At 76.5% G+C, this 20552-nt stretch carries 17 protein-coding genes; 14 read left to right on the forward strand and 3 right to left on the reverse strand.

Annotation, left to right across the window (positions count from 1 at the left end):
* The first annotated feature begins 28 nt into the window (after positions 1 to 28).
* Positions 29 to 820 carry a TrmH family RNA methyltransferase gene (locus ACI78U_RS10920; RefSeq protein WP_456875330.1) on the forward strand — a complete coding sequence of 264 codons (792 nt, stop codon included), beginning with the start codon at positions 29 to 31 and terminating at the stop codon, positions 818 to 820.
* A gap of 16 nt (positions 821 to 836) precedes the next feature.
* Here the strand turns inward: ACI78U_RS10920 and ACI78U_RS10925 are convergent, their stop codons facing one another.
* Both ACI78U_RS10925 and ACI78U_RS10930 read right to left on the reverse strand, forming a co-directional pair.
* Entirely contained in the window at positions 837 to 3191 is a 2355-nt protein-coding gene (locus tag ACI78U_RS10925) for a diguanylate cyclase domain-containing protein (RefSeq protein ID WP_456875331.1), read from the reverse strand.
* 72 nt (positions 3192 to 3263) lie between these two features.
* Entirely contained in the window at positions 3264 to 4106 is an 843-nt protein-coding gene (locus ACI78U_RS10930; protein WP_456875332.1) for an EamA family transporter, read from the reverse strand.
* A gap of 212 nt (positions 4107 to 4318) precedes the next feature.
* Between ACI78U_RS10930 and pheS the strand changes: the two genes are divergently transcribed.
* Genes pheS through ACI78U_RS10945 form a run of 3 tightly spaced genes read left to right on the forward strand, consistent with a single transcriptional unit; the run spans position 4319 to position 8662 of the window.
* On the forward strand, positions 4319 to 5386 hold the full coding sequence (pheS, locus tag ACI78U_RS10935) for a phenylalanine--tRNA ligase subunit alpha (RefSeq protein ID WP_456875333.1): 1068 nt from the start codon (positions 4319 to 4321) through the stop codon (positions 5384 to 5386).
* Complete coding sequence (gene pheT, locus ACI78U_RS10940) at positions 5386 to 7863, forward strand: phenylalanine--tRNA ligase subunit beta (protein WP_456875334.1); 2478 nt, start codon at positions 5386 to 5388, stop codon at positions 7861 to 7863. The genes pheS and pheT overlap by 1 nt, the downstream gene beginning before the upstream one ends.
* On the forward strand, positions 7856 to 8662 hold the full coding sequence (locus ACI78U_RS10945) for an SDR family NAD(P)-dependent oxidoreductase (RefSeq protein WP_456875335.1): 807 nt from the start codon (positions 7856 to 7858) through the stop codon (positions 8660 to 8662). The genes pheT and ACI78U_RS10945 overlap by 8 nt, the downstream gene beginning before the upstream one ends.
* Positions 8663 to 8709: 47 nt before the next feature.
* On the opposite strand, the gene ACI78U_RS10950 is transcribed toward ACI78U_RS10945, so the two are convergent.
* A complete protein-coding gene (locus tag ACI78U_RS10950) occupies positions 8710 to 9939 on the reverse strand; it encodes a vanadium-dependent haloperoxidase (protein WP_456875336.1) in 1230 nt (409 codons plus the stop codon).
* A gap of 140 nt (positions 9940 to 10079) precedes the next feature.
* Here ACI78U_RS10950 and ACI78U_RS10955 point away from each other — a divergent pair, with 140 nt between their 5' ends.
* From ACI78U_RS10955 to tyrS, 10 genes are all read left to right on the forward strand, one after another.
* Positions 10080 to 10766 (forward strand): winged helix-turn-helix transcriptional regulator, encoded by a 687-nt coding sequence (locus tag ACI78U_RS10955; RefSeq protein ID WP_456875337.1) that lies wholly within the window; start codon positions 10080 to 10082, stop codon positions 10764 to 10766.
* 104 nt (positions 10767 to 10870) lie between these two features.
* Entirely contained in the window at positions 10871 to 11911 is a 1041-nt protein-coding gene (gene argC, locus ACI78U_RS10960; protein ID WP_456875338.1) for an N-acetyl-gamma-glutamyl-phosphate reductase, read from the forward strand.
* Positions 11908 to 13059: a bifunctional glutamate N-acetyltransferase/amino-acid acetyltransferase ArgJ gene (gene argJ, locus ACI78U_RS10965; RefSeq protein WP_456875339.1), complete on the forward strand. Its 1152-nt coding sequence runs from the start codon at positions 11908 to 11910 to the stop codon at positions 13057 to 13059. The genes argC and argJ overlap by 4 nt, the downstream gene beginning before the upstream one ends.
* The gene (gene argB / locus ACI78U_RS10970) at positions 13056 to 14090 is read left to right on the forward strand and encodes an acetylglutamate kinase (protein WP_456875340.1); all 1035 of its coding nucleotides are present in this window, start codon (positions 13056 to 13058) and stop codon (positions 14088 to 14090) included. Before argJ ends, argB begins: the two co-directional genes overlap by 4 nt.
* Positions 14087 to 15277: an acetylornithine transaminase gene (locus tag ACI78U_RS10975; RefSeq protein WP_456875341.1), complete on the forward strand. Its 1191-nt coding sequence runs from the start codon at positions 14087 to 14089 to the stop codon at positions 15275 to 15277. The genes argB and ACI78U_RS10975 overlap by 4 nt, the downstream gene beginning before the upstream one ends.
* Positions 15274 to 16221: an ornithine carbamoyltransferase gene (gene argF / locus ACI78U_RS10980; protein WP_456875342.1), complete on the forward strand. Its 948-nt coding sequence runs from the start codon at positions 15274 to 15276 to the stop codon at positions 16219 to 16221. Before ACI78U_RS10975 ends, argF begins: the two co-directional genes overlap by 4 nt.
* A 58-nt stretch (positions 16222 to 16279) precedes the next feature.
* Positions 16280 to 16831, forward strand: coding sequence for an arginine repressor (locus ACI78U_RS10985; RefSeq protein WP_456875343.1), 552 nt, complete (start codon positions 16280 to 16282; stop codon positions 16829 to 16831).
* The gene (gene argH / locus ACI78U_RS10990; protein WP_456875344.1) at positions 16828 to 18273 is read left to right on the forward strand and encodes an argininosuccinate lyase; all 1446 of its coding nucleotides are present in this window, start codon (positions 16828 to 16830) and stop codon (positions 18271 to 18273) included. Before ACI78U_RS10985 ends, argH begins: the two co-directional genes overlap by 4 nt.
* A 32-nt stretch (positions 18274 to 18305) precedes the next feature.
* The gene (locus tag ACI78U_RS10995) at positions 18306 to 18917 is read left to right on the forward strand and encodes a DNA-3-methyladenine glycosylase (protein ID WP_456875347.1); all 612 of its coding nucleotides are present in this window, start codon (positions 18306 to 18308) and stop codon (positions 18915 to 18917) included.
* Positions 18914 to 20200 carry a tyrosine--tRNA ligase gene (gene tyrS / locus ACI78U_RS11000; protein WP_456875345.1) on the forward strand — a complete coding sequence of 429 codons (1287 nt, stop codon included), beginning with the start codon at positions 18914 to 18916 and terminating at the stop codon, positions 20198 to 20200. Before ACI78U_RS10995 ends, tyrS begins: the two co-directional genes overlap by 4 nt.
* Positions 20201 to 20552 lie beyond the last annotated feature (352 nt).

Below are 20552 nucleotides of genomic sequence, written 5' to 3' on the forward strand. Positions count from 1 at the left end.
GCAGGGTGGACAGGGGAGGGACGACGACGTGCGCGAGCTGCTGACCGAGCGGTCGGCGCGGGTCGCCGCCGCGCGGAAGCTGACCCGGCGGGCCGGCCGCGACGCGGCGGGCGCCTTCCTCGCCGAGGGCCGTCAGGCGGTGTCCGAGGCGCTGGCCACCGCGCCCGGCGACGTCCGCGAGGTCTTCGCCACCGAGGCCGCCGCAGCCGCGCACCCCGACCTGCTGGCCGCCGCCCCGGTCCCCGTCCGGCTGGTCACCGAGAAGGTCGCCGCCGGGCTGTCGGAGACGGTGACGCCGCAGGGCCTGGTCGCCGTCTGCGCGCTGCGCGACGTCCCCGCCGACCGGCTGGCCGCCGACCCGCCCGCGCTCACCGTCGCCCTCGCCGGCCTCGCCGACCCCGGCAACGCCGGCACCGTGCTGCGCACCGCCGACGCCTGCGGGGCCGGCGCGGTCGTCTTCGGCGCCGGCTCGGCCGACCCCTACGGCGGCAAGGCGGTGCGCTCGAGCGCCGGGAGCCTGTTCCACCTCGACGTCGTCCGCGGGGCGCCGCTGGGCCCGCTGGTCGCCGGCCTGCGGGGACGCGGGGTCACCGTGCTCGCGGCCGACGGTGGTGGCGAGACCGCCCTCGACGAGCTGGGGACCACGCTGGCCGGGCCGGTGCTGTGGCTGTTCGGCAACGAGGCCCGCGGCGTGCCGCCGGAGCTGGCCGACGTCGCCGACGCCCGGGTGCGCATCCCGATGCGCGGCCGCGCCGAGAGCCTCAACCTGGCCGCCGCCGCGGCGATCTGCCTCTACGCGACACAGCTCGCGCAGGGCTGACCGCCGCGGCGGGGGATCAGGGCAGCGCGGGCGCCGCCGGAGGGGGCACCGCGGCGGCCGCGGCCCGCGCGGTCGCCGCACGGGCGGCCGCGCCGCGGGTGGCCGCCTTGCGGTCGTACATGCGCAGGTCGGCCCGGTGCAGCAGGTCGGCGAACACCACGCCGTCGTCCGGGCACACGCCCACGCCGATGCTCGCGCCCAGCGAGACCTCGGTGCCGCGCAGCGCGACCGGCCGGCGGATCGAGGCGGCGAGCTCGTCGGCCACCCGGCCCGCCTCGGCCGCCGCGGTCTCCGGCCGCAGGTCGGGCAGCGCGACGAGGAACTCGTCCCCGCCGAGCCGGGCGAGCAGATCGCGCCGGCGGACGCGGTCGCGCAGCCGCCCGGCGACCACCTGCAGCAGCTCGTCCCCGGCCGCATGGCCCAGGGTGTCGTTGACCGCCTTGAACCCGTCGAGGTCGACGAACAGCAGGCCGAGCGCGTCGCCGCGGGCGCGGGCCTCCCAGATCGCCGTCTCCACCTGCTCCTCCAGGCGCCGCCGGTTGGGCAGGCCGGTCAGCGGGTCGGTGTAGGCCAGCTCCTGGATGCGCGCCAGCGCGGCCTGCGTGCGGTCGCGCTCGCGCACCAGCGCGCGCTCGGCCTCGACCCGGGCGGTGACGTCGACCTGCACGCCGATGTACTGCACGACCGAGCCGTCGGCGTCGTGCACGGGGGCCAGGTGCAGCTCGTTCCACCACGGCGTGCGCTCGGGGCCGCGCAGGTTGAGCACCGTCTCCCGGCAGGAGGCGCCGGCCTCGACCGCCGCGCGGATCCGGGCCACGGCACCCTGGTCGGTGTCGGGGCTCTGCAGCAGCCGGCAGTTGCGGCCGAGGATCTGCTCGGCGGACAGGCCGGCCAGCTCCCGGAACGCCGCGTTGGCGTAGACGATCGGCTGGTCGGGCAGCCGCATGTCGACCACGGTGACCCCGCTCGGCGTGGCCTCCAGTGCCCGGCGCAGCAGCACCTCGGCGTTCGTCGTCCCCACGGCCAGCCCGCCCGCGGGCCGGCCCGCCGGTGCCGCCGCCGCGGGCGCTCGCCCGGCCGGGGGCTCCGGCGCCGCACCGGCCCGCGGGGCGACCCGCGACAGCAGTGACGACGCCGCCCGCGACACCGTGTCCCGGTCGTAGGTGAGCGCGTACTCGAAGGTGCGCTCCGCGTCGGGGCCGTCGTCGCCGAGGTCGCGGGCGAGCAGCGCGGCGCTGAAGTGCGGGGACAGCACGGCGACGTCCCACTCGCCGCGGACCGGGTCGGCCGGGTCGAGGTGGGCGCCGCGCAGGCCGGGCAGCGGCTCGACCGGCAGGTCCTCGCCCAGCGCGCAGACGAAGCCGGTGCGCTCGACCAGGTCGCGGTAGCGCTGGGTGGTGGAGACGGTGAAGTGGCGCGCCTCCTGGAAGGTCGCGGCGACGACGCAGGTCTCGCCCAGGCGCAGCGCCTCCCGCTCCAGCTGCTTGGACAGCTCGATCAGCAGCGCCTTGGGCGCGCGCCGCAGCGGCGTGCCGTCGGGCAGGCAGGCGAACGGCGACACCGCGCCGAGCACGCCGGCCGGCAGGCCGGCGCCGGGCAGCACCAGCTCGCCGACGGTCAGGTCGGGCGCGGCGCCGGGGGCCGGGCGGCCGAACAGCCAGCCCTGCGCCAGCGTGGCGCCGAGGCCGCGGGCGGTGCGCAGGTGGCGCTCGTCCTCGATGCCCTCGGCCAGGACGACGGCGCCGCTGCGCTCGGCGTAGGCGTTGACCGCGTTCATGATCTCGGCGATCTGCGGACCCGGGCGCTCCTGCACCAGCCGCAGGTCGAGCTTGACGACGTCGGGGCGCAGCAGCGGCAGGAACGCCAGCGACATCGACTCCGCGCCGACGTCGTCGACGGCCACGGCCCAGCCCAGCTCGCGGACCCGCTCGACGGTGCGCAGCAGCTCGGCCGGCCGGGCGGCGATCGCCCGCTCGGTGATCTCCATGACCACGCGGACCTGCCCGGGGGCGCTCTCGGCGATGGCCATCAGGTCCTCGAGGGGAGCGGTGTCGAGGACCTCGGGCTCCACGTTGACGAAGAGGGTCAGGGGCGCGACCAGCCCGGCCTCGACCGCGCCGCGGAAGGCGGCGGCGCGGCAGGCCTCGTCCAGCTCGGCGAGCCGGCCCGCGGCGCGCGCGGCGGCGAACAGCGCGTCGGGGCGCTCCAGCGGGCCGACCGGGCCGCGGGCGAGCGCCTCGTAGGCCACCACCCGCTCGGTGTCGATCTCGACGATGGGCTGGAAGACGCTGCGCACCCCGCGGGTGGCGGCCGCCACCACGGCGTCGGTCGTGGGTCCGGGCTGCCCGGGTGCCTGCGCGGGAACGGTCACGGAGGAGTTCTCGGCAGTGGCGGTGCCGGACGCAGCCGGCCGGCCGGCGGGGTCACCCGGAGGGGGCAGGGCTCAGGACGGCAGGGCGATCAGCACCACCGCCGTGGCCGCGACGGCCAGGCCCGCCCGCTGGGCGCCGGCCAGCCGCTCCCGCAGCAGCACCTGGGCCAGCACGACCGTGCTCACCGGGTACAGCGAGGCGAGCACCCCGGTGATCGCCAGCTGACCGCCGGCCTGGGTGGCGAGGAGGAACAGCGCGTTGGCCGCCATGTCGCCCACCCCGGCCAGCAGCACGATCGGCAGCACGCGCCGCGGCACCCGCAGCGACCGCACCGTGGCCAGGGCCAGCCCGCCGACGAGGAGCACCGAGACGACCCGCGCCGCCGCCAGCGGGGTGAGCCCGGCGTCGTCGCCGGTGCGCTCGAGCAGCACGAAGAACAGCCCGAACCCGGCCCCCGCCGCCAGCGCCGGCGCGACGGTGCCCAGCCGGGCCGCACGCAGCGACGCCAGGCCGCCCTCTGCGGCGACCAGCACCACCGCGACCAGCGCCAGCACGATCCCGACCGCGGCCGCCGGGCCGAGCCGCTCGCCGAGGGCCAGCCCGCCGAGCACCGGCAGCGCGGCCGCCGACACCGCCGTCACCGGCGCCACCACGCTCATCACCCCGGCGGCCAGCGCCCGGTAGAACAGCAGCAGCCCGGCGCCCCCGGCGACGCCGGCCACCGCTCCCCAGGCCAGGTCGGCGCCCGCGGGCTCCCCGCCCAGCCAGGGCAGCAGCAGCGCGACCACCACCAGGCCGGCGGCCTGCGACACCGCGACGACGGTGGCCGCGGCCGCCCGCCGGCTGGCGAGGCCGCCGCAGAAGTCGGCCACCCCGTAGACGACGGCCGAGGCCCGCGCCAGCAGCAACGCCATCCGGTGCGCCTCCCCGTCTCGCTCCTGCCGCCGATCCTGGCAGCCGCCACCGACACCGCCCTGCTCGCGCACCGAGACCGGCGATCTCGTGGCCATGAGGCGCTGATGGCCACGAGATCGCCGATCTCGCGTCGAGGCGGCGGGACGGGGGAGGGGCGTCCGCCGGGAACCCGGGGGCGGCCGGGGCGGGGTGGCGGGCAGAATGGCCTCCCGTGTCCGGCGCCAACGACCCCTACGACCCCAAGCAGGTCGCGGCCCTCTCCGCCGAGGCCCTCGACGCCGCCGTCGCCGCGGCCCGCGAGGCCTTCGGCAAGGCCGGCGATCTCGAGGAGCTGGCCGCCGTCCGCCCGGCCCACCTCGGCGACCGCGCACCGGTGCCGCTGGCCCGCCGCGAGCTCGGCGCGCTGCCCCCGGCCGCCCGCGCCGACGCCGGCAAGCGGGTCAACGCCGCGCGCCAGGCGGTCACCGCGGCCTTCGACACCCGCCGCGCGGAGCTCGAGGCCGAGCGCGACGCCCGGGTGCTGGCCGAGGAGCGGGTCGACGTCACCCTGCCCTGGGACCGCACCCCGCGCGGCGCCCGGCACCCGATCACCACGCTGATGGAGCGGATCGCCGACGTGTTCGTCGGCATGGGCTACGAGGTCGCCGAGGGCCCCGAGCTCGAGGCGGAGTGGCTGAACTTCGACGCGCTGAACATGCAGCCCGACCACCCGGCCCGCACGATGATGGACACCTTCTTCGTCGCGCCGGAGGACTCCGGGCTGGTGCTGCGCACGCACACCAGCCCGGTGCAGGCCCGCACGATGCTCGCCCGCACGCCGCCGATCTACGTCGTCGCGCCGGGCCGCACCTACCGCACCGACGAGCTCGACGCGACGCACACCCCGGTGTTCCACCAGGTCGAGGGCCTGGCCGTCGACCGCGGGCTGACGATGGCCCACCTGCGGGGCACCCTCGACCACCTGGCCCGGGCGCTGTTCGGCGCCGACGCGCGCACCCGGTGGCGGCCGTCGTACTTCCCGTTCACCGAGCCCTCGGCGGAGTTCGACGTGTGGTTCCCCGAGCACCGCGACGGCCCGCGCTGGGTCGAGTGGGGCGGCTGCGGCATGGTCAACCCGCGGGTGCTGGTCGCCTGCGGCATCGACCCCGAGGAGTACAGCGGCTTCGCCTTCGGGATGGGCATCGAGCGGGCCCTGCAGTTCCGCTCGGCGGTCGGCGACATGCGCGACATCGTCGAGGGCGACGTCCGGTTCACGCGAGCGTTCGGAGTGGAGCAGTAGTGCGGGTCCCCATCGGCTGGCTGGCCGAGCACGTCGACATCCCACAGGGGACGACCGTCGAGCAGCTCGACGCCACCTTCGTGCGGCTGGGCCTCGAGGTCGAGGAGGTCCACCACCCGGCCGAGGTCAGCGGCCCGCTGGTGGTCGGCCGGGTGCTGGAGATCGAGGAGCTGACCGGCTTCAAGAAGCCGATCCGGTACTGCCGGGTCGACGTCGGGGAGGCCGAGCCGCGCGGCGTCGTCTGCGGCGCCACCAACTTCGCCGTGGGCGATGCGGTCGTCGTCGCGCTGCCCGGCGCGGTGCTGCCCGGGGGCTTCGAGATCGCCGCCCGGACCACCTACGGCCACGTCTCCGACGGGATGATCTGCTCCGCCCGCGAGCTGGGCATCGGCGAGGACCACGCCGGCATCCTGGTGCTGGCCACCGGCGGGGAGGGCCCCGAGCCCGGCGCCGACGCCCGCCCGGTGGTCGGCCTCGACGACGTCGTCATCGAGCTGGCCGTCACCCCCGACCGCGGCTACTGCCTGGCCATGCGCGGCATCGCCCGCGAGATGGGCACCGGCCTGGGTGTCGGCTGGCGCGACCCGGGCGCGGCGCCGCCGGCGGTCGAGGCCCCGGGCGGGCCGGCGTGGGAGGTCACGGTCGCCGACCCCGACCGCTGCGACCGCTTCTCCATGATCGCGATGGAGGGGCTCGACCCCACCGCGCCCAGCCCGTGGTGGATGCGCCGCCGGCTCACCCAGTCGGGCATCCGGTCGATCTCGCTGGCCGTCGACGTCACCAACTACGTGATGCTCGAGCTCGGCCAGCCGATGCACGCCTTCGACCGTGACGCGGTGGCCGGCCCGATCGTGGTCCGCCGGGCGCGGGAGGGGGAGCGGCTGACCACCCTCGACGGCGCCGACCGCGCGCTGACGCCCGACGACCTGCTCATCACCGACGACAGCGGCCCGATCGGGCTGGCCGCGGTCATGGGCGGCGCCTCCACCGAGATCGGCGACGGCACGCGGAACGTGCTGCTCGAGGCCGCGCACTGGGAGCCCACCGGCGTGGCCCGCACCGCGCGCCGGCACCGGCTGCCCAGCGAGGCCGCGAAGCGCTTCGAGCGCGGCGTCGACCCGGAGATGACCGTCGTCGCGCTGGCCCGCGCCGCGGCGCTGCTGGCCGAGTACGGCGGCGCCCGCGTCGTCGGCGGTCCGGTCGACGTCGACACCCGCGCCCCCCGCCCGGCGATCGCGCTGGACGCCGACCGGCCCGGCCGGGTCGCCGGGGTGCCCTACGCCCCGGAGCGGGTGGTCGAGCTGCTCGAGGCGGTGGGCTGCGACGTGGCAGCGGACGGCGGCTCGCTCACCGTCACCCCGCCGTCCTGGCGCCCCGACCTCACCGACCCCGCCGACCTCGTCGAGGAGGTCGTCCGGCTGGCCGGCTACGACGACGTCCCCTCGGTGCTGCCCACCGCCCCGCCCGGCCGCGGCCTGACCGAGGACCAGCGCCGCCGCCGCAGCCTCGGCCGCACGCTGGCCGAGGCCGGTTACGTCGAGGCCCCGGCCTACCCCTTCGTCGGGCTCGGGGTGTTCGACGCGCTCGGCCTGGCCGACGACGACGAGCGCCGGCAGGTCGTGCTCGTGCGCAACCCGCTGTCGGAGGAGGAGCCGGCGCTGCGCACCACGCTGCTGCCCGGGCTGCTCGCGACGCTGGCCCGCAACCTCGCCCGCGGCCAGCGCGACGTCGCCGTCTTCGAGCACGGCGCGGTCTTCCCCGGCGGCCGGCGCACCCCCGCGCCGGTCCCCGGCGTCGACCGGCGGCCCGACGACGCGACCCTCGCCGCGCTGCTGGGCGCCGTCCCCGACCAGCCCTGGCACGTCGCGGTCGCCCTGACCGGCGCCCGCGAGCCGCGCGGCTGGTGGGGCCCGGGCCGGCCGGCCGGCTGGGCCGACGCGGTGCAGGCCGCCCGGCTGGTGGCCCAGGCCGCCGGCGTCGAGCTGTTCGTCCGCCCCGGTGAGCGGGCGCCCTGGCACCCCGGACGCTGCGCGGAGCTCGTCGTCGACGACCGGGTGGTCGGCCACGCCGGCGAGCTGCACCCGCGGGTGTGCGCGGCGCTGGACCTGCCCGCCCGCACCTCCGTCATGGAGCTCGACCTCGACGCCCTCCCGCCGTCGCCGGTGCCGGTGGGCCCGCGGATCTCCGCCTTCCCGCCGGTCCTGATCGACCTCGCCTTCGTCGTGCCCGACGAGATCACCGCCGCGCACGTCGAGTCGCTGGTGCGCGGAGGAGCGGGCGAGCTGTTCGAGGCGGTGCGCCTGTTCGACGTGTACTCCGGCCCGCCGGTGCCGGCGGGGTCGCGGTCGCTGGCGTACTCGCTGGTGCTGCGCGCGCCCGACCGCACGCTGACTGCCGAGGACGTCGCCCGCGTGCGCGAGGGCATCGTCGCCGTCGTCGGGATGCAGGGGATCACCCTGCGGAGCGGGGATGCCTGACCTGACCGGGCTCGTCGCGCTCGTCACGGGCGCGTCGGCCGGCATCGGCCGGTACCTGGCCGAGGGGCTGGCCGCCCGCGGCGCCGCCGTCGCCGGGCTCGCCCGCGGCGGCGACCGGCTGCGGACGGCGATGGCCGAGGTCGCCGCGGCCACCGGCGCGCGCACCCTCGCGGTCCCCGCCGACGTCACCGACGCCGCCGCCGTGGACGCCGCCGTCGCGCAGGTGACCCGGGAGCTGGGCCCGGTCGGGCTGCTGGTCAACAACGCCGGCCTGATCGACGCCGCCGAGGTGCCGCTGTGGGAGGCCGACCCCGACCAGTGGTGGTCGGTGGTCGAGAGCCAGGTCCGCGGGCCGTTCCTCGTCGCCCGCGCCGTCCTGCCCGGCATGCTCGCCGCGGGCGGCGGCCGGGTGGTGGGGCTGGCGAGCGGGATCTCCACGCGGGCGAACCCGCACTACAGCGCCTACTCGGCCGGCAAGACCGCGCAGGTGCGGATCACCGAGTCGATCGACCTGGCCGGCGCACCGCACGGCGTGCGGGCGTTCGACCTGGCGCCCGGCGTGGTCGACACCGCGATGACCCGCGCCATGCCGATGCACGCAGGCCGCACCGAGTGGACCCGCCCCGAGGACGTGGTCGACCTGGTGGTGGCCATCGCCGCCGGCGAGCTCGACCACTGGTCGGGCCGGTTCTTCCGCGCCGGGGTCGACGCCCTCGACACGCTGCGCGCCACGACGCCGGGCGGCGACGCGCGGCGGCTGCGCCTGCTCCCGTACGGCGACGGCGACCCGCTCGCCTGACCTCGTCGTCGCCGCGACGGTGGCCCGAGGTCAGGCGGGCCGGGCGATCAGCGGTCGGTGCCCAGCACCCTCTCGCCGACCGCGCGACCGATGTCGGTGCCGTCCTCGACGGAGAACCGGTAGTGGATCCCGGCCCAGATGCGCGCGTTCCCGACCTCCTCGATCAGCTGCTCGGCGGAGGTGAAGGTGGTCCGGTACTCGACGGGCGGTGTGCCCCTGACGCTGCTCACCGTCAGCGAGAACGGCGAGTTCCCCCGCAGCCCGTCCACCACCGTGGCGAGGGCGGTCGTCGCGCAGGCGTGGTTGCTCGGGTACTCGGGGAAGACCGGCGCCGGGACGAGCGGGCTCCACGCGGGGTCGGGCACGGTGGCGGGGTTGCCGTCGGTGTCCGCCCGCCGGATGGCGCCGACCGGCCGCCAGAAGTTCCAGTGGAACTTGGCGTCGGCGCAGGCGATCAGCGCGTCGGTGCCCGCGGTGTTCACGAGGGCGAACAGCCGCGCCGTCTCCATCGCGTCCAGACGCTCCTGCACGCTGTAGCCGCGCAGGGCCCGCTGGCTCTGCACGGCCGGCTGGTCGGCCCAGAAGAGCGCCGCGGCGGTCTGTTCCGCTGTCCGGACCGTCGACGACGCCGAACCGACCGTCTTGACCTCCTCGTAGTCACGGGCCCAACGGTCGCTGGTCAGCGCCGGGGGACCGGCCGGCCGCAGCTCCGACGGGGACCCGAGCACGAAGGGCTCCACCGTGCCGAGCCAGGAGCCCACGGCAGCCGTCGTCGGTGGCTCCGTCGGGAGGGGCTCCCACACCCCGGGCCCGGGGGTGGGCAGGGGCAGCGCCGGCCCGTTCAGGCCGTCGTCCCGCCGGTCCTCGATGAGAGTCTGCGCGGCCTCCGCGCCGGCGGCGACACCCCGGTCCTCCGCCTTGCCGTCCCGGACCGCGGCCAGCTCGGCGGTGTACCGCTGGTCGAGCATCTCCTCCTGGCCGGGGAAGTAGGTGACCAGGACGCCATGGGCCGCCGCGGCGACCGCGGCCGGGACGGAGGCGCGGCGCGGGAGGCCCTGCACCGCGTCGTAGACGGCACGGTGCACGTAGGCGAGGTAGAGGGGCCCGACCGGCCCCGGCGTCGGTGGGGTCGTCGAGGTGATGGCGGTGACCGCGATCTCGTTCCACGTCCGGATGCTCGCGGCGTCCACCGGGGGAGAGGCTGCGGCGGGTGAGACGGACGCGAACGTGGCCGTCAGGACGGCCGCCGCGACGACGGTGGGCAGGGACCGGCGCATCGGGACTCCTCGGCCGAGGGCGGACCCGTCGAGTGGACTCCTGCGCCGCCGGCGCCCGTCAGTCCGGAAAACGGACTGCCGGGGACGGACCGCGCTCCCAGGGGCCCCACCGGGCCCGCCGCGGGTGGAGGGTGTCCGGCATGGGTGGCTACGGTCAGTACTGCCCCCTGGCGCTCGGGGCCGAGGTCTTCGCCCAGCGGTGGACGCCGATCATCGTCCGGAACCTGGCCCTGGGGTGCGTCCACTTCGGCGACATCCTCGAGGGCGCCCCCGGGCTCTCGCGCAGCGTCCTGGCCCAGCGGTTGCACACCCTGGAACGGGACGGCGTGGTCGAGCGGCGGCGCTCGGGCCGCACCACGGAGTACACCCTGACCCGGATGGGGCGGGAGCTGGACGACGTCTGCGCCGCGCTGGGGAGGTGGGGGGCGCGGTGGCGGGAGGTGGCGCCGGGCGACCACGACCCCTACCTCGCCCTCTGGATCCTGGCCCGGCTGATCGACCCGGCGTCCCTGCCGCGGCCCCGCGTGGTCGTGCGGTTCGACGTCCGGCGGTCCCGGGCGCCGCACCACCTCTGGCTGCTGCTCGACCGGACGGGCAACGAGGTCTGCGTCGAGACGCCCGGGTTCCCCGACGACGGCGTGGTGGCCACCGACGTGGCGTCGCTGGTGCGCTGGTGCGCCGGCCGGCTCGGGCTCGCCGCCGCCCTGGAGTCACGCCAGATGGTGCTGGCCGGGCCGCCGTGGCTGGAGCGCGAACTGACCCGCTGGGGAGGGCTGAGTCCCTACGCCGGGGTGGAGCCCGCGCGGTCGCCCCACCTCGTCTCCTGAGTGCGTGGGCGTCTCCCGTGTGCGCGTCGTCTCGCGGGCGCGCGGGAGTACATCCGACCGGGTGACTGTGGAAGGTCATGCACGGCCATGTATGGTCATGCATCATGAGGGCAGCGCGGACGTGGACGGTCGGGGTCACCGGCGCCACCGGGTACGCCGGGGGAGAGGTGGTCCGGCTGCTGGCCGGGCACCCTGACCTGCGGCTGACCGGGGTGCACGCCAGTTCGAGCGCCGGCCGACGCCTGGGCGAGCTGCAGCCGCACCTGCTGCCCTTCGCCGACCTGGAGGTGCGGCCCAGCGCGCCGGAGGACCTCGCCGGCTACGACGTCGTCGTCCTCGCCCTGCCGCACGGGGAGTCCGCCGCCGTCGCCGCGACCCTGCCCGAGGACACGCTGGTGATCGACTGCGGCGCCGACCACCGGCTCGAGGACCCGGCCGCCTGGGAGCGCTGGTACGGCTCGGCGCACGCCGGGAGCTGGCCCTACGGCCTGCCCGAGCTGCCCGGTCAGCGCGAGCGGCTGGCCGGGGCCCGCCGGATCGCCGTCCCGGGCTGCTACCCGACGGCGGTCACCCTGGCCCTGGCGCCCGCGCTGGCCGCCGGTGTGGCCGGGCCCGACGTCGTCGTGGTCGCCGCCTCCGGCACCTCGGGCGCGGGCAAGAAGGCCGCGCCGCACCTGCTCGGCAGCGAGGTCATGGGGTCGGTCACCGCCTACGGCGTCGGCGGGGTGCACCGGCACACGCCCGAGATGGTGCAGAACCTCTCCCGGGCGGCCGGCCGGGACGTCACCGTCAGCTTCACCCCGACGCTGGTGCCGATGAGCCGGGGCATCCTCGCCACCTGCACCGCCCCGCTGGCCGGCGGTGCGAACGAGGCCGACGTCCGGGCCGCCTACGAGAAGGCCTGCGCCGACGAGCCGTTCGTGCACCTGCTGCCCGAGGGCCAGTGGCCGACGACGGCGCAGGTGCTCGGCGCCAACACCGTCGCGCTGCAGGTCGCCGTCGACCCCGACGCCGGCCGGCTGGTCGTCGTCGCCGCCGTCGACAACCTGACCAAGGGCACCGCGGGCGCGGCTCTCCAGTGCGCCAACCTCGCCCTCGGTCTGCCCGAGACCACCGGCCTGCCGGTCGTGGGGGTGGCCCCGTGAGCGTCACCGCACCGCAGGGGTTCCGGGCCGCGGGCGTCGCCGCGGGGCTGAAGAGCTCCGGCGCGCCCGACGTCGCCCTGGTCGTCAACGACGGTCCGCGGGACGCCGCCGCCGCCGTCTTCACCACCAACCGGTTCCCGGCCGCGCCGGTGCTGTGGAGCCGGCAGGTGCTCCTCGACGGGCGGCTGCGGGCGGTCGTGCTCAACTCCGGGGGCGCCAACGCCTGCACCGGCACCGACGGCTTCGGTGACACCCACGCCACCGCCGAGCACACCGCCGCCGAGCTCGGGCTGGGCGCGATCGACGTCGCGGTGGCCTCCACCGGGCTCATCGGCGTCCGGCTGCCCATGGACCGGCTGCTGCCCGGGGTCACCGACGCGGCGAAGTCGCTGTCGGCCGACGGCGGCCCCGACGCCGCGCGGGCCGTCATGACCACCGACAGCGTGCCGAAGACGACGGTCGTCGAGCGGGACGGCTGGTCGGTCGGCGGCATGGCCAAGGGCGCGGGCATGCTCGCCCCGAGCCTCGCGACGATGCTCGTCGTCCTCACCACCGACGCCGTGGTCGAACCGGCCGTGCTGCAGGACGCGCTGAAGACGGCCACCGGCGTCAGCCTCGAGCGCGTCGACTCCGACGGCTGCCTGTCCACCAACGACACCGTGGTCGCGATGGCCAACGGCGCGAGCGGGGTCACCCCGACCGCCGCCGAGGTCACCGAGGCGCTCACCGCCGCGGCCACCGACCTGGCGATGCAGCTGCTCGCCGACGCCGAGGGCTCGACCAAGGACATCGCGATCACCGTGCGGAACGCGGCGACCGTCGAGGACGCGCTCACCGCCGGCCGGGCGTGCGCGCGCAACAACCTGCTCAAGACCGCGCTGTTCGGCAACGACCCGAACTGGGGCCGGGTGCTCGCCGCGATCGGCACCACCGACGCCGCCTTCGAGCCCGACCGGGTCGACGTGACCATCAACGGCGTCACCGTCTGCCGGGGCGGCGCGATCGGCGACCCCCGCGAGGGCGTCGACCTCACCGGCCGGGCGGTCACCATCGACGTCGACCTCCGGGCCGGCACCGAGCAGGCCACGATCTGGACCAACGACCTGTCCATCGCCTACGTGCACGAGAACTCGGCGTACTCGACGTGACCGCCGACGCGACCCCCCAGGACACCCACGAGGACCCCACGCCCCCCGACGTCCGGGTCGACGAGGCGCCGCCACCGCCGCGCCGGCGCATCGGCACCCGGCGGGTCATGCGCACCCACGACCCCGAGGGCGACGCCCGCCGGATCGCGGTCCTCACCGAGGCGCTGCCCTGGCTCAAGGAGTTCCACGGCAACGTCGTGGTGATCAAGTACGGCGGGCACGCGATGGTCGACGACGCGTGCCGCCGGGCCTTCGCCGAGGACATGGTCTTCCTGCGGACCTGCGGCATCCTGCCCGTCGTCGTGCACGGCGGCGGGCCGCAGATCACCGGCATGCTCGGCCGGCTCGGCATCGACAGCGAGTTCCGGGGCGGCCTGCGGGTGACCGACGAGGAGACCGTCGGCGTCGTCCGCATGGTGCTCACCGGCCAGGTCACCCCGGAGGTGGTCGGCCTGGTCAACCAGCACGGCCCGCTCGCGGTCGGCCTGTCCGGGGAGGACGGCGGGCTGTTCACCGCCGAGCGGACGGCGGCGGTCGTCGACGGCGAGCCGGTCGACGTCGGCCTGGTCGGCGACGTCGTCGCCGTCGACCCCACGCCGGTCACCGCGCTGCTCGAGCGCGGCAAGATCCCGGTCGTGGCCACCGTGGCGCCCGACCGCGACGGCGTGGTGCACAACGTCAACGCCGACACCGCGGCCGCGGCGCTGGCCGTGGCGCTGGGCGCGGTCAAGCTCGTCGTCCTCACCGACGTCGAGGGCCTCTTCGCCGACTGGCCCGACCGCGACTCGCTGGTGCAGAAGATCGACACCGTCGAGCTGGCCGAGATCCTGCCCACCCTGGACGCGGGGATGGTCCCGAAGATGGCCGCCTGCCTGCGGGCGGTCGAGGGCGGCGTGCGGCGGGCCACCGTGGTCGACGGCCGCACCCCGCACGCGCTGCTGCTGGAGATGTTCACCACCGAGGGCACCGGGACGATGGTCGTCCCCGCCGCCGCCGCGACCGACGCACCGACCGGGGAGGAGCCGGCATGACCCGCACCGAGGAGCTGGCCGGCCGCTGGTCGGCGGTGATGATGGGCAACTACCGGACGCCGCCGGTCGCGCTGGCGCGCGGCGCGGGCGCGGTCGTCTGGGACGTCGACGGCCGCGAGTACACCGACCTGCTCGGCGGGATCGCGACGACGATCCTCGGCCACGCGCACCCGCGGGTGACCGAGGCGATCACCCGGCAGGCGCAGACCCTCGGGCACGTGTCCAACCTGGCGATGCACGAGCCCGGCGTCGTCCTCGCCGAGCGGCTGCTGGAGCTGGCCGGCCGGCCCGGGCGGGTGTTCTTCTGCAACTCCGGCGCCGAGGCCAACGAGGCCGCGTTCAAGATCAGCCGGCTGACCGGGCGGCCCGAGGTGGTCACCGCCGAGGGCGCCTTCCACGGCCGGACGATGGGCGCGCTGGCGCTCACCGGCCAGCCGTCCAAGGCCGCGGCCTTCGCGCCGCTGCCCGGTGGCGTCCGGTACGTCCCCTACGGCGACGCCGCCGCGCTGGCCGGCACGGTCGGCGACGCGACGGCGATGGTGCTGCTCGAGCCGGTGCTCGGGGAGGGCGGCGTGCTGCCCGCGCCCGCCGGGTACCTCGCCGCCGCGGCGGAGACGGCGCGGGCCGCGGGCGCGCTGTTCGCCGTCGACGAGGTGCAGACCGGCACCGGCCGCACCGGCCACTGGTTCGCCCACCAGGCCGACGGCCTGCAGCCCGACCTGGTCACCCTGGCCAAGGCCCTCGGCGGCGGGCTGCCTCTCGGCGCCACCCTGGCCTTCGGCGACGCCGCCGACCTGATGACCGCCGGCTCGCACGGCTCCACGTTCGGCGGCAACCCGATCGCCGCGGCGGCCGCGCTCGCCGTCCTCGACACCATCCGCGACGAGGGCCTGCTCGAGCGCGCCAAGCAGCTCGAGCACCGGTTCTCCGCCGGCGTCGAGGGCCTCGGGCACGCCGGCGTGGCCGGCGTGCGGGGGAGGGGCGCACTGCTCGGCGTGGTCCTCACCGCGCCGGTCGCCGCCGCGCTGGAGGCCGCGCTGCGCGACGCCGGCTTCCTCACCAACGCCGTCGCGCCCGACGTGCTGCGCCTGGCGCCGTCCCTGGTCGTCACCGACGCCCAGGTCGACGCCTTCGTCGCCGCGCTGCCGGCCGCCCTCGACACCGCCCTGCAGGAGACCGACCAGTGACCCGGCACCTCACCCGCGACGACGACCTCACCCCCGACGAGCAGGCCGAGGTCCTCGCGCTGGCCGCCGAGCTCAAGCGCACCCGGCACACCGACGCCGCCCCCACCCCGCTGCGGGCCCCGAACGGCGTGCCGCGGGCGGTCGCGGTCGTGTTCGACAAGCCCTCCACCCGCACCCGGGTGTCGTTCTCGGTCGGCGTCGCCGAGCTCGGCGGGTACCCGCTGGTCGTCGACGCCGGCACCAGCCAGCTCGGCCGCGGCGAGCCGGTGGAGGACACCACCCGGGTGCTCGACCGGCAGGTGGCCGCGATCGTGTGGCGCACCTTCGGCCAGGACCGGCTCGAGACGATGGCCGCCACCAGCCGGGTGCCGGTGGTCAACGCGCTCACCGACGACTTCCACCCCTGCCAGGTCCTGGCCGACCTGCAGACGGTCGCCGAGGTCCACGGCTCGCTCCCCGGGCGGACGCTGGCCTACCTCGGCGACGGCGCCAACAACATGGCGCACTCCTACCTGCTCGGCGGCGCCACCGCCGGCCTGCACGTGCGGATCGGCTCGCCGGAGGGCTACCAGCCCGCCCCCGACGTGCTGAAGCGGGCGGGGGAGATCGCCGCGGAGACCGGCGGGTCGGTGCAGTGGACCGCCGACCCGGCGGCCGCCGCCGACGGCGCCGACGTCCTCGCCACCGACACCTGGGTGTCGATGGGCCAGGAGGGCCAGTACGAGGCGCGGATCGCGCCGTTCCGGCCCTACGCCGTCGACGAGGCGGCGCTCGACCGGGCCGCCGCCGGCGCCGTCGTCCTGCACTGCCTGCCGGCCTACCGCGGCAAGGAGATCGCCGCAGCGGTCATCGACGGGCCGCAGAGCGCCGTCTGGGACGAGGCCGAGAACCGGCTGCACGCGCAGAAGGCGCTGCTGACCTGGCTCGTGGAGCGATCCTCATGACCGCACCGTCCCGGCCAGGTGCCTCCGACGGCTCCCACCGACTCCTGGAGCGGTCCGGGTGACCGGAGCGCTCACCCGCTCGGCGCGCCAGGCCCGCATCGCCGAGCTGATCACCGCCCAGCCGGTCAGCTCGCAGACCCAGCTCGCGGCGCTGCTGGCCGCCTCGGGCGTCGAGGTCACCCAGGCCACCCTCTCCCGCGACCTGGAGGAGCTCGGCGCGGTCAAGCTCCGCGGCACCGACGGCGCACCGGCGTCCTACGTGCTGCCGCCGGAGAACGCCCCGCTGCGCCCGGCGCAGACCGCGCCGGCCCGGCTCACCCGGCTGCTGGCCGACCTGCTCACCAGCGCCGAGGGCAGCGCCAACCTGGCCGTGCTGCGCACCCCGCCCGGGGCGGCGCAGTTCCTCGCCTCGGCGCTGGACAAGGTGGGACTGCCCGACGTCCTGGGCACCATCGCCGGGGACGACACGCTGCTCGTGGTCTCCCGCGACCCCGACGGCGGCCCGGCGCTGGCCGAGCGGCTGCGCGCGCTGGCCGCCCGCACGCCGGCGGTCTACCCCGAGCTGCACACCGACCTCACCGACGACCCGCCCGGAGGAACCGCCCCGTGACCGACCCGTCCGCCCCCGCCTCGCCGACCCGGCTCTGGGGCGGCCGCTTCGGCGGCGGGCCGTCGCCGGCCATGGCGGCGCTGTCGAAGTCCACCGACGTCGACTGGCGGCTGGCGCCCTACGACCTGGCCGGTTCGCGCGCGCACGCCCGGGTGCTGCACCGCGCCGGCCTGCTCACCGACGACGAGCTCGCGCAGCTGGTCGGCGCACTCACCGAGCTGTCGGCGGAGGTCGCGGCGGGCACCTTCGGCCCCGTCGAGGCCGACGAGGACGTGCACGAGGCGCTCGAGCGCGGCCTGCTGGGCAAGCTCGGCCCGCTCGGGGGGAAGCTGCGCGCCGGTCGGTCCCGCAACGACCAGGTCGCCACCGACCTGCGGCTGTACCTGCGGCACAACGTGCGGGCGCTGGTCGGCGAGCTCGCCTCGCTGGAGTACGCGCTGCTCGGCCTCGCCGAGCGGTACCTCGACGTCCCCGCGCCGGGCATGACCCACCTCCAGCACGCCCAGCCGGTGCTCGTCAGCCACCAGCTGCTCGCCCACGCCCACGCGTTCGCCCGCGACGTCGACCGGCTGTCCGACTGGGACCGCCGGGCCGCCGTCAGCCCGCTGGGCTCCGGAGCGCTGGCCGGGTCGTCGCTGCCGCTGGACCCCGACGCCGTCGCCGCCGAGCTCGGCTTCGACCGCGCGGCCGACAACTCCGTCGACGCCGTCAGCGACCGCGACTTCGCCGCGGAGTTCTGCTTCGCCGCCGCCCTGATCGGCGTGCACCTCTCCCGGCTGGGGGAGGAGGTCGTGCTCTGGACCTCCACCGAGTTCGGCTGGGCCCGGCTCGACGACGCCTGGGCCACCGGGTCGTCGATCATGCCGCAGAAGAAGAACCCCGACATCGCCGAGCTCGCGCGCGGCAAGTCCGGCCGGTTCGTCGGCAACCTCACCGGTCTGCTGACGATGCTCAAGGGCCTGCCGCTGGCCTACGACCGCGACCTGCAGGAGGACAAGGAGCCGGTCTTCGACTCCCTCGAGCAGCTGCTGCTCCTGCTGCCCGCGGTCACCGGGATGATCGCCACGCTGACCCTGCGCGCCGAGGTCCTCGAGGCCGCCGCGCCGCAGGGCTTCGCCCTCGCCACCGACGTCGCCGAGTGGCTGGTCCGGCAGGGCGTCCCGTTCCGCTCGGCGCACGAGATCTCCGGCGCGATGGTCTCCTTCTGCGAGGAGGCCGGCCTGGAGCTCGACGAGCTCGACGACGACCAGCTCGCCGGCATCGACGAGCGGCTCACCCCGGAGGTGCGCGCGGTGTTGGCGGTCCGGGGGGCGCTCGAGGCGCGCGACACCCGCGGGGGGACGGCGCCGGCGCGGGTGGCCGGGCAGCTCGCCGCCCTCAAGGACGTCGTCGCCGCGCACGGCCGCTGGTCGGCCGGGTCGCCCGTGGCGGCCGCGCTCTGAGGTCCGCGGGCCGCCTGCTGACGGCGGGGGAGCTGCTCGGGCCGGTCGACGCGGTCGCGCCGGCACTGCTGGGCTGCTGGGTGGTCACCGAGCGGCCCGAGGGCACCGTCGCGGTGCGGCTGACCGAGGTGGAGGCGTACTCGGGGGAGGGCGAGGACCCCGCCTCGCACGCCCACCGCGGGCCGACCCCCCGCGCGGCGATCATGTTCGGCCCGCCCGGACGGCTCTACGTCTACTTCAGCTACGGCGTGCACTGGTGCGCCAACGTCGTCGTCGGGCCCGCCGGTCGCGGCTCGGCGGTGCTCCTGCGGGCCGGCGAGGTCATCGTGGGGGAGTCGGTGGCCGCCACCCGCCGGCCCTCGGCGAAGGTGCCGCGCGACCTCGCCCGCGGCCCGGCGCGGCTCACCGCCGCGCTCGCCATCGGCCCGGAGGACGGCGGCGCCGACGTCCTGGACCCGTCGTCGCCGGTGCGGCTGCACGCCGGCGCACCGCCGTCGGCCGTGTCGGCCGGTCCGCGGGTGGGGATCAGCCGGGCCACCGAGCTGCCGTGGCGGTTTTGGGAGACCGGCGCGCCGTCGGTGAGCGCCTTCCGCCCGGGTGGGCAGCGCCGCCGTCGCGCCGCCGGGCAGGATGGGCACCCGTGACCGACGTCCTGTCCGAGCTGCACCGTCGCGGGCTCATCGCCCAGAGCACCGACGAGGAGGCGCTGCGCGCGCACCTCGCCGCCGGCCCGGTCACCTACTACTGCGGCTTCGACCCCACCGCCCCGAGCCTGCACGTCGGCCACCTGGTGCAGGTCATGGTGCTGCGGGCGCTGCAGCGCGCCGGGCACCGGCCGGTCGTCCTCGTCGGCGGCGCCACCGGGCTGATCGGCGACCCCCGGCCCACCGCGGAGCGGCAGCTCAACGACCGCGCGACCGTCGCCGGCTGGGTCGACAGCATCCGCCGCCAGCTCTCGCCCTTCCTCGAGCTGCCCGCCGAGCGCGAGGGCCTGGCCGCGCCGGTCTACGTCGACAACCTGACCTGGACCGAGCCGCTGTCGGCCATCGACCTGCTGCGCGACCTCGGCAAGCACTTCCGGGTCGGCCGGATGCTCGCCAAGGAGGCCGTCGCGGCGCGGCTGAACTCCGAGGCCGGCATCAGCTACACCGAGTTCAGCTACCAGATCCTGCAGGCCCACGACTTCCTGCAGCTGTTCCGCCGCCACGGCGTGACGCTGCAGACCGGCGGCTCGGACCAGTGGGGCAACCTCACCGCCGGCATCGACCTCGTGCGCCGGGTCGAGGGCGCGACCGTGCACGCCCTGTCCACCCAGCTGGTCACCAAGTCCGACGGCACCAAGTTCGGCAAGACCGAGGGCGGCGCGGTGTGGCTCGACCCGGCGCTCACCTCGCCCTACGCGTTCTTCCAGTTCTGGCTCAACGCCGACGACGCCGACGTCCGCGCCTGGCTGCCGCTGTACTCCGAGCGCCCGGCCGAGGAGGTCGAGGCGATCCTCGCCGAGAGCGCCGAGCGACCGTCCTCCCGGGCGGCGCAGCGCGCTCTGGCGGAGGAGCTGACCGCGCTGGTGCACGGGCCGGAGGAGCTGCGCCAGGCCGAGGCGGCCGGCCGGGCGCTCTTCGGCCGGGACGACCTCACGACGCTCGGCGCCGAGACGCTCGGCGCCGCCCTGCGGGAGGCCGGCAGCGTCACCGTCGACGGCGAGACGCCGACCGTCGCCCAGCTGCTGCAGCGGTCCGGTCTGGTCGCGAGCCTGTCCGAGGCCCGCCGGACGGTGAAGGAGGGCGGCGCGTACCTCAACAACGAGCGGGTGACCGACGCCGACGCCGTGCCCGGTGAGGACGCCTGGCTCCCCGGCGGGTGGCTCGTGCTGCGCCGCGGGAAGCGGTCGGTCGCCGGTGTCCAGCGGGTGTCCGCGGGCCGGTAGCCGGCGGCGGCGCCCGTGTGAACGCCAGGTGACACGCCGGTCTCGGAACGGTGTCGGTCGTCACGGCGGAGCCGGTTTGACACGGGTACGACAGCCACGTAACTTCTTCTCTGCGCGCCGCACGGCCCGGGAGGGCGAGCGGGAAGGCCCCAGCAGGAGCCCCCGTTGCGGGCGTACAGTAGGACAAGCCGCGATCGACGAAGCCCGGAAGGGTGGAGTTGGTGTGCGTCCGTTCCTTGAGAACTCAACAGCGTGCCGAAAGTCAGTGCCAAGTAACACATCCCCGTGGCCTGGTCGGTTGTCCGGTCGGGTCGTGGGTTCCTTTGGTTGATGACATCGAGATCTGTCAGGT

Source organism: Geodermatophilus sp. SYSU D00710 (assembly GCF_054050195.1).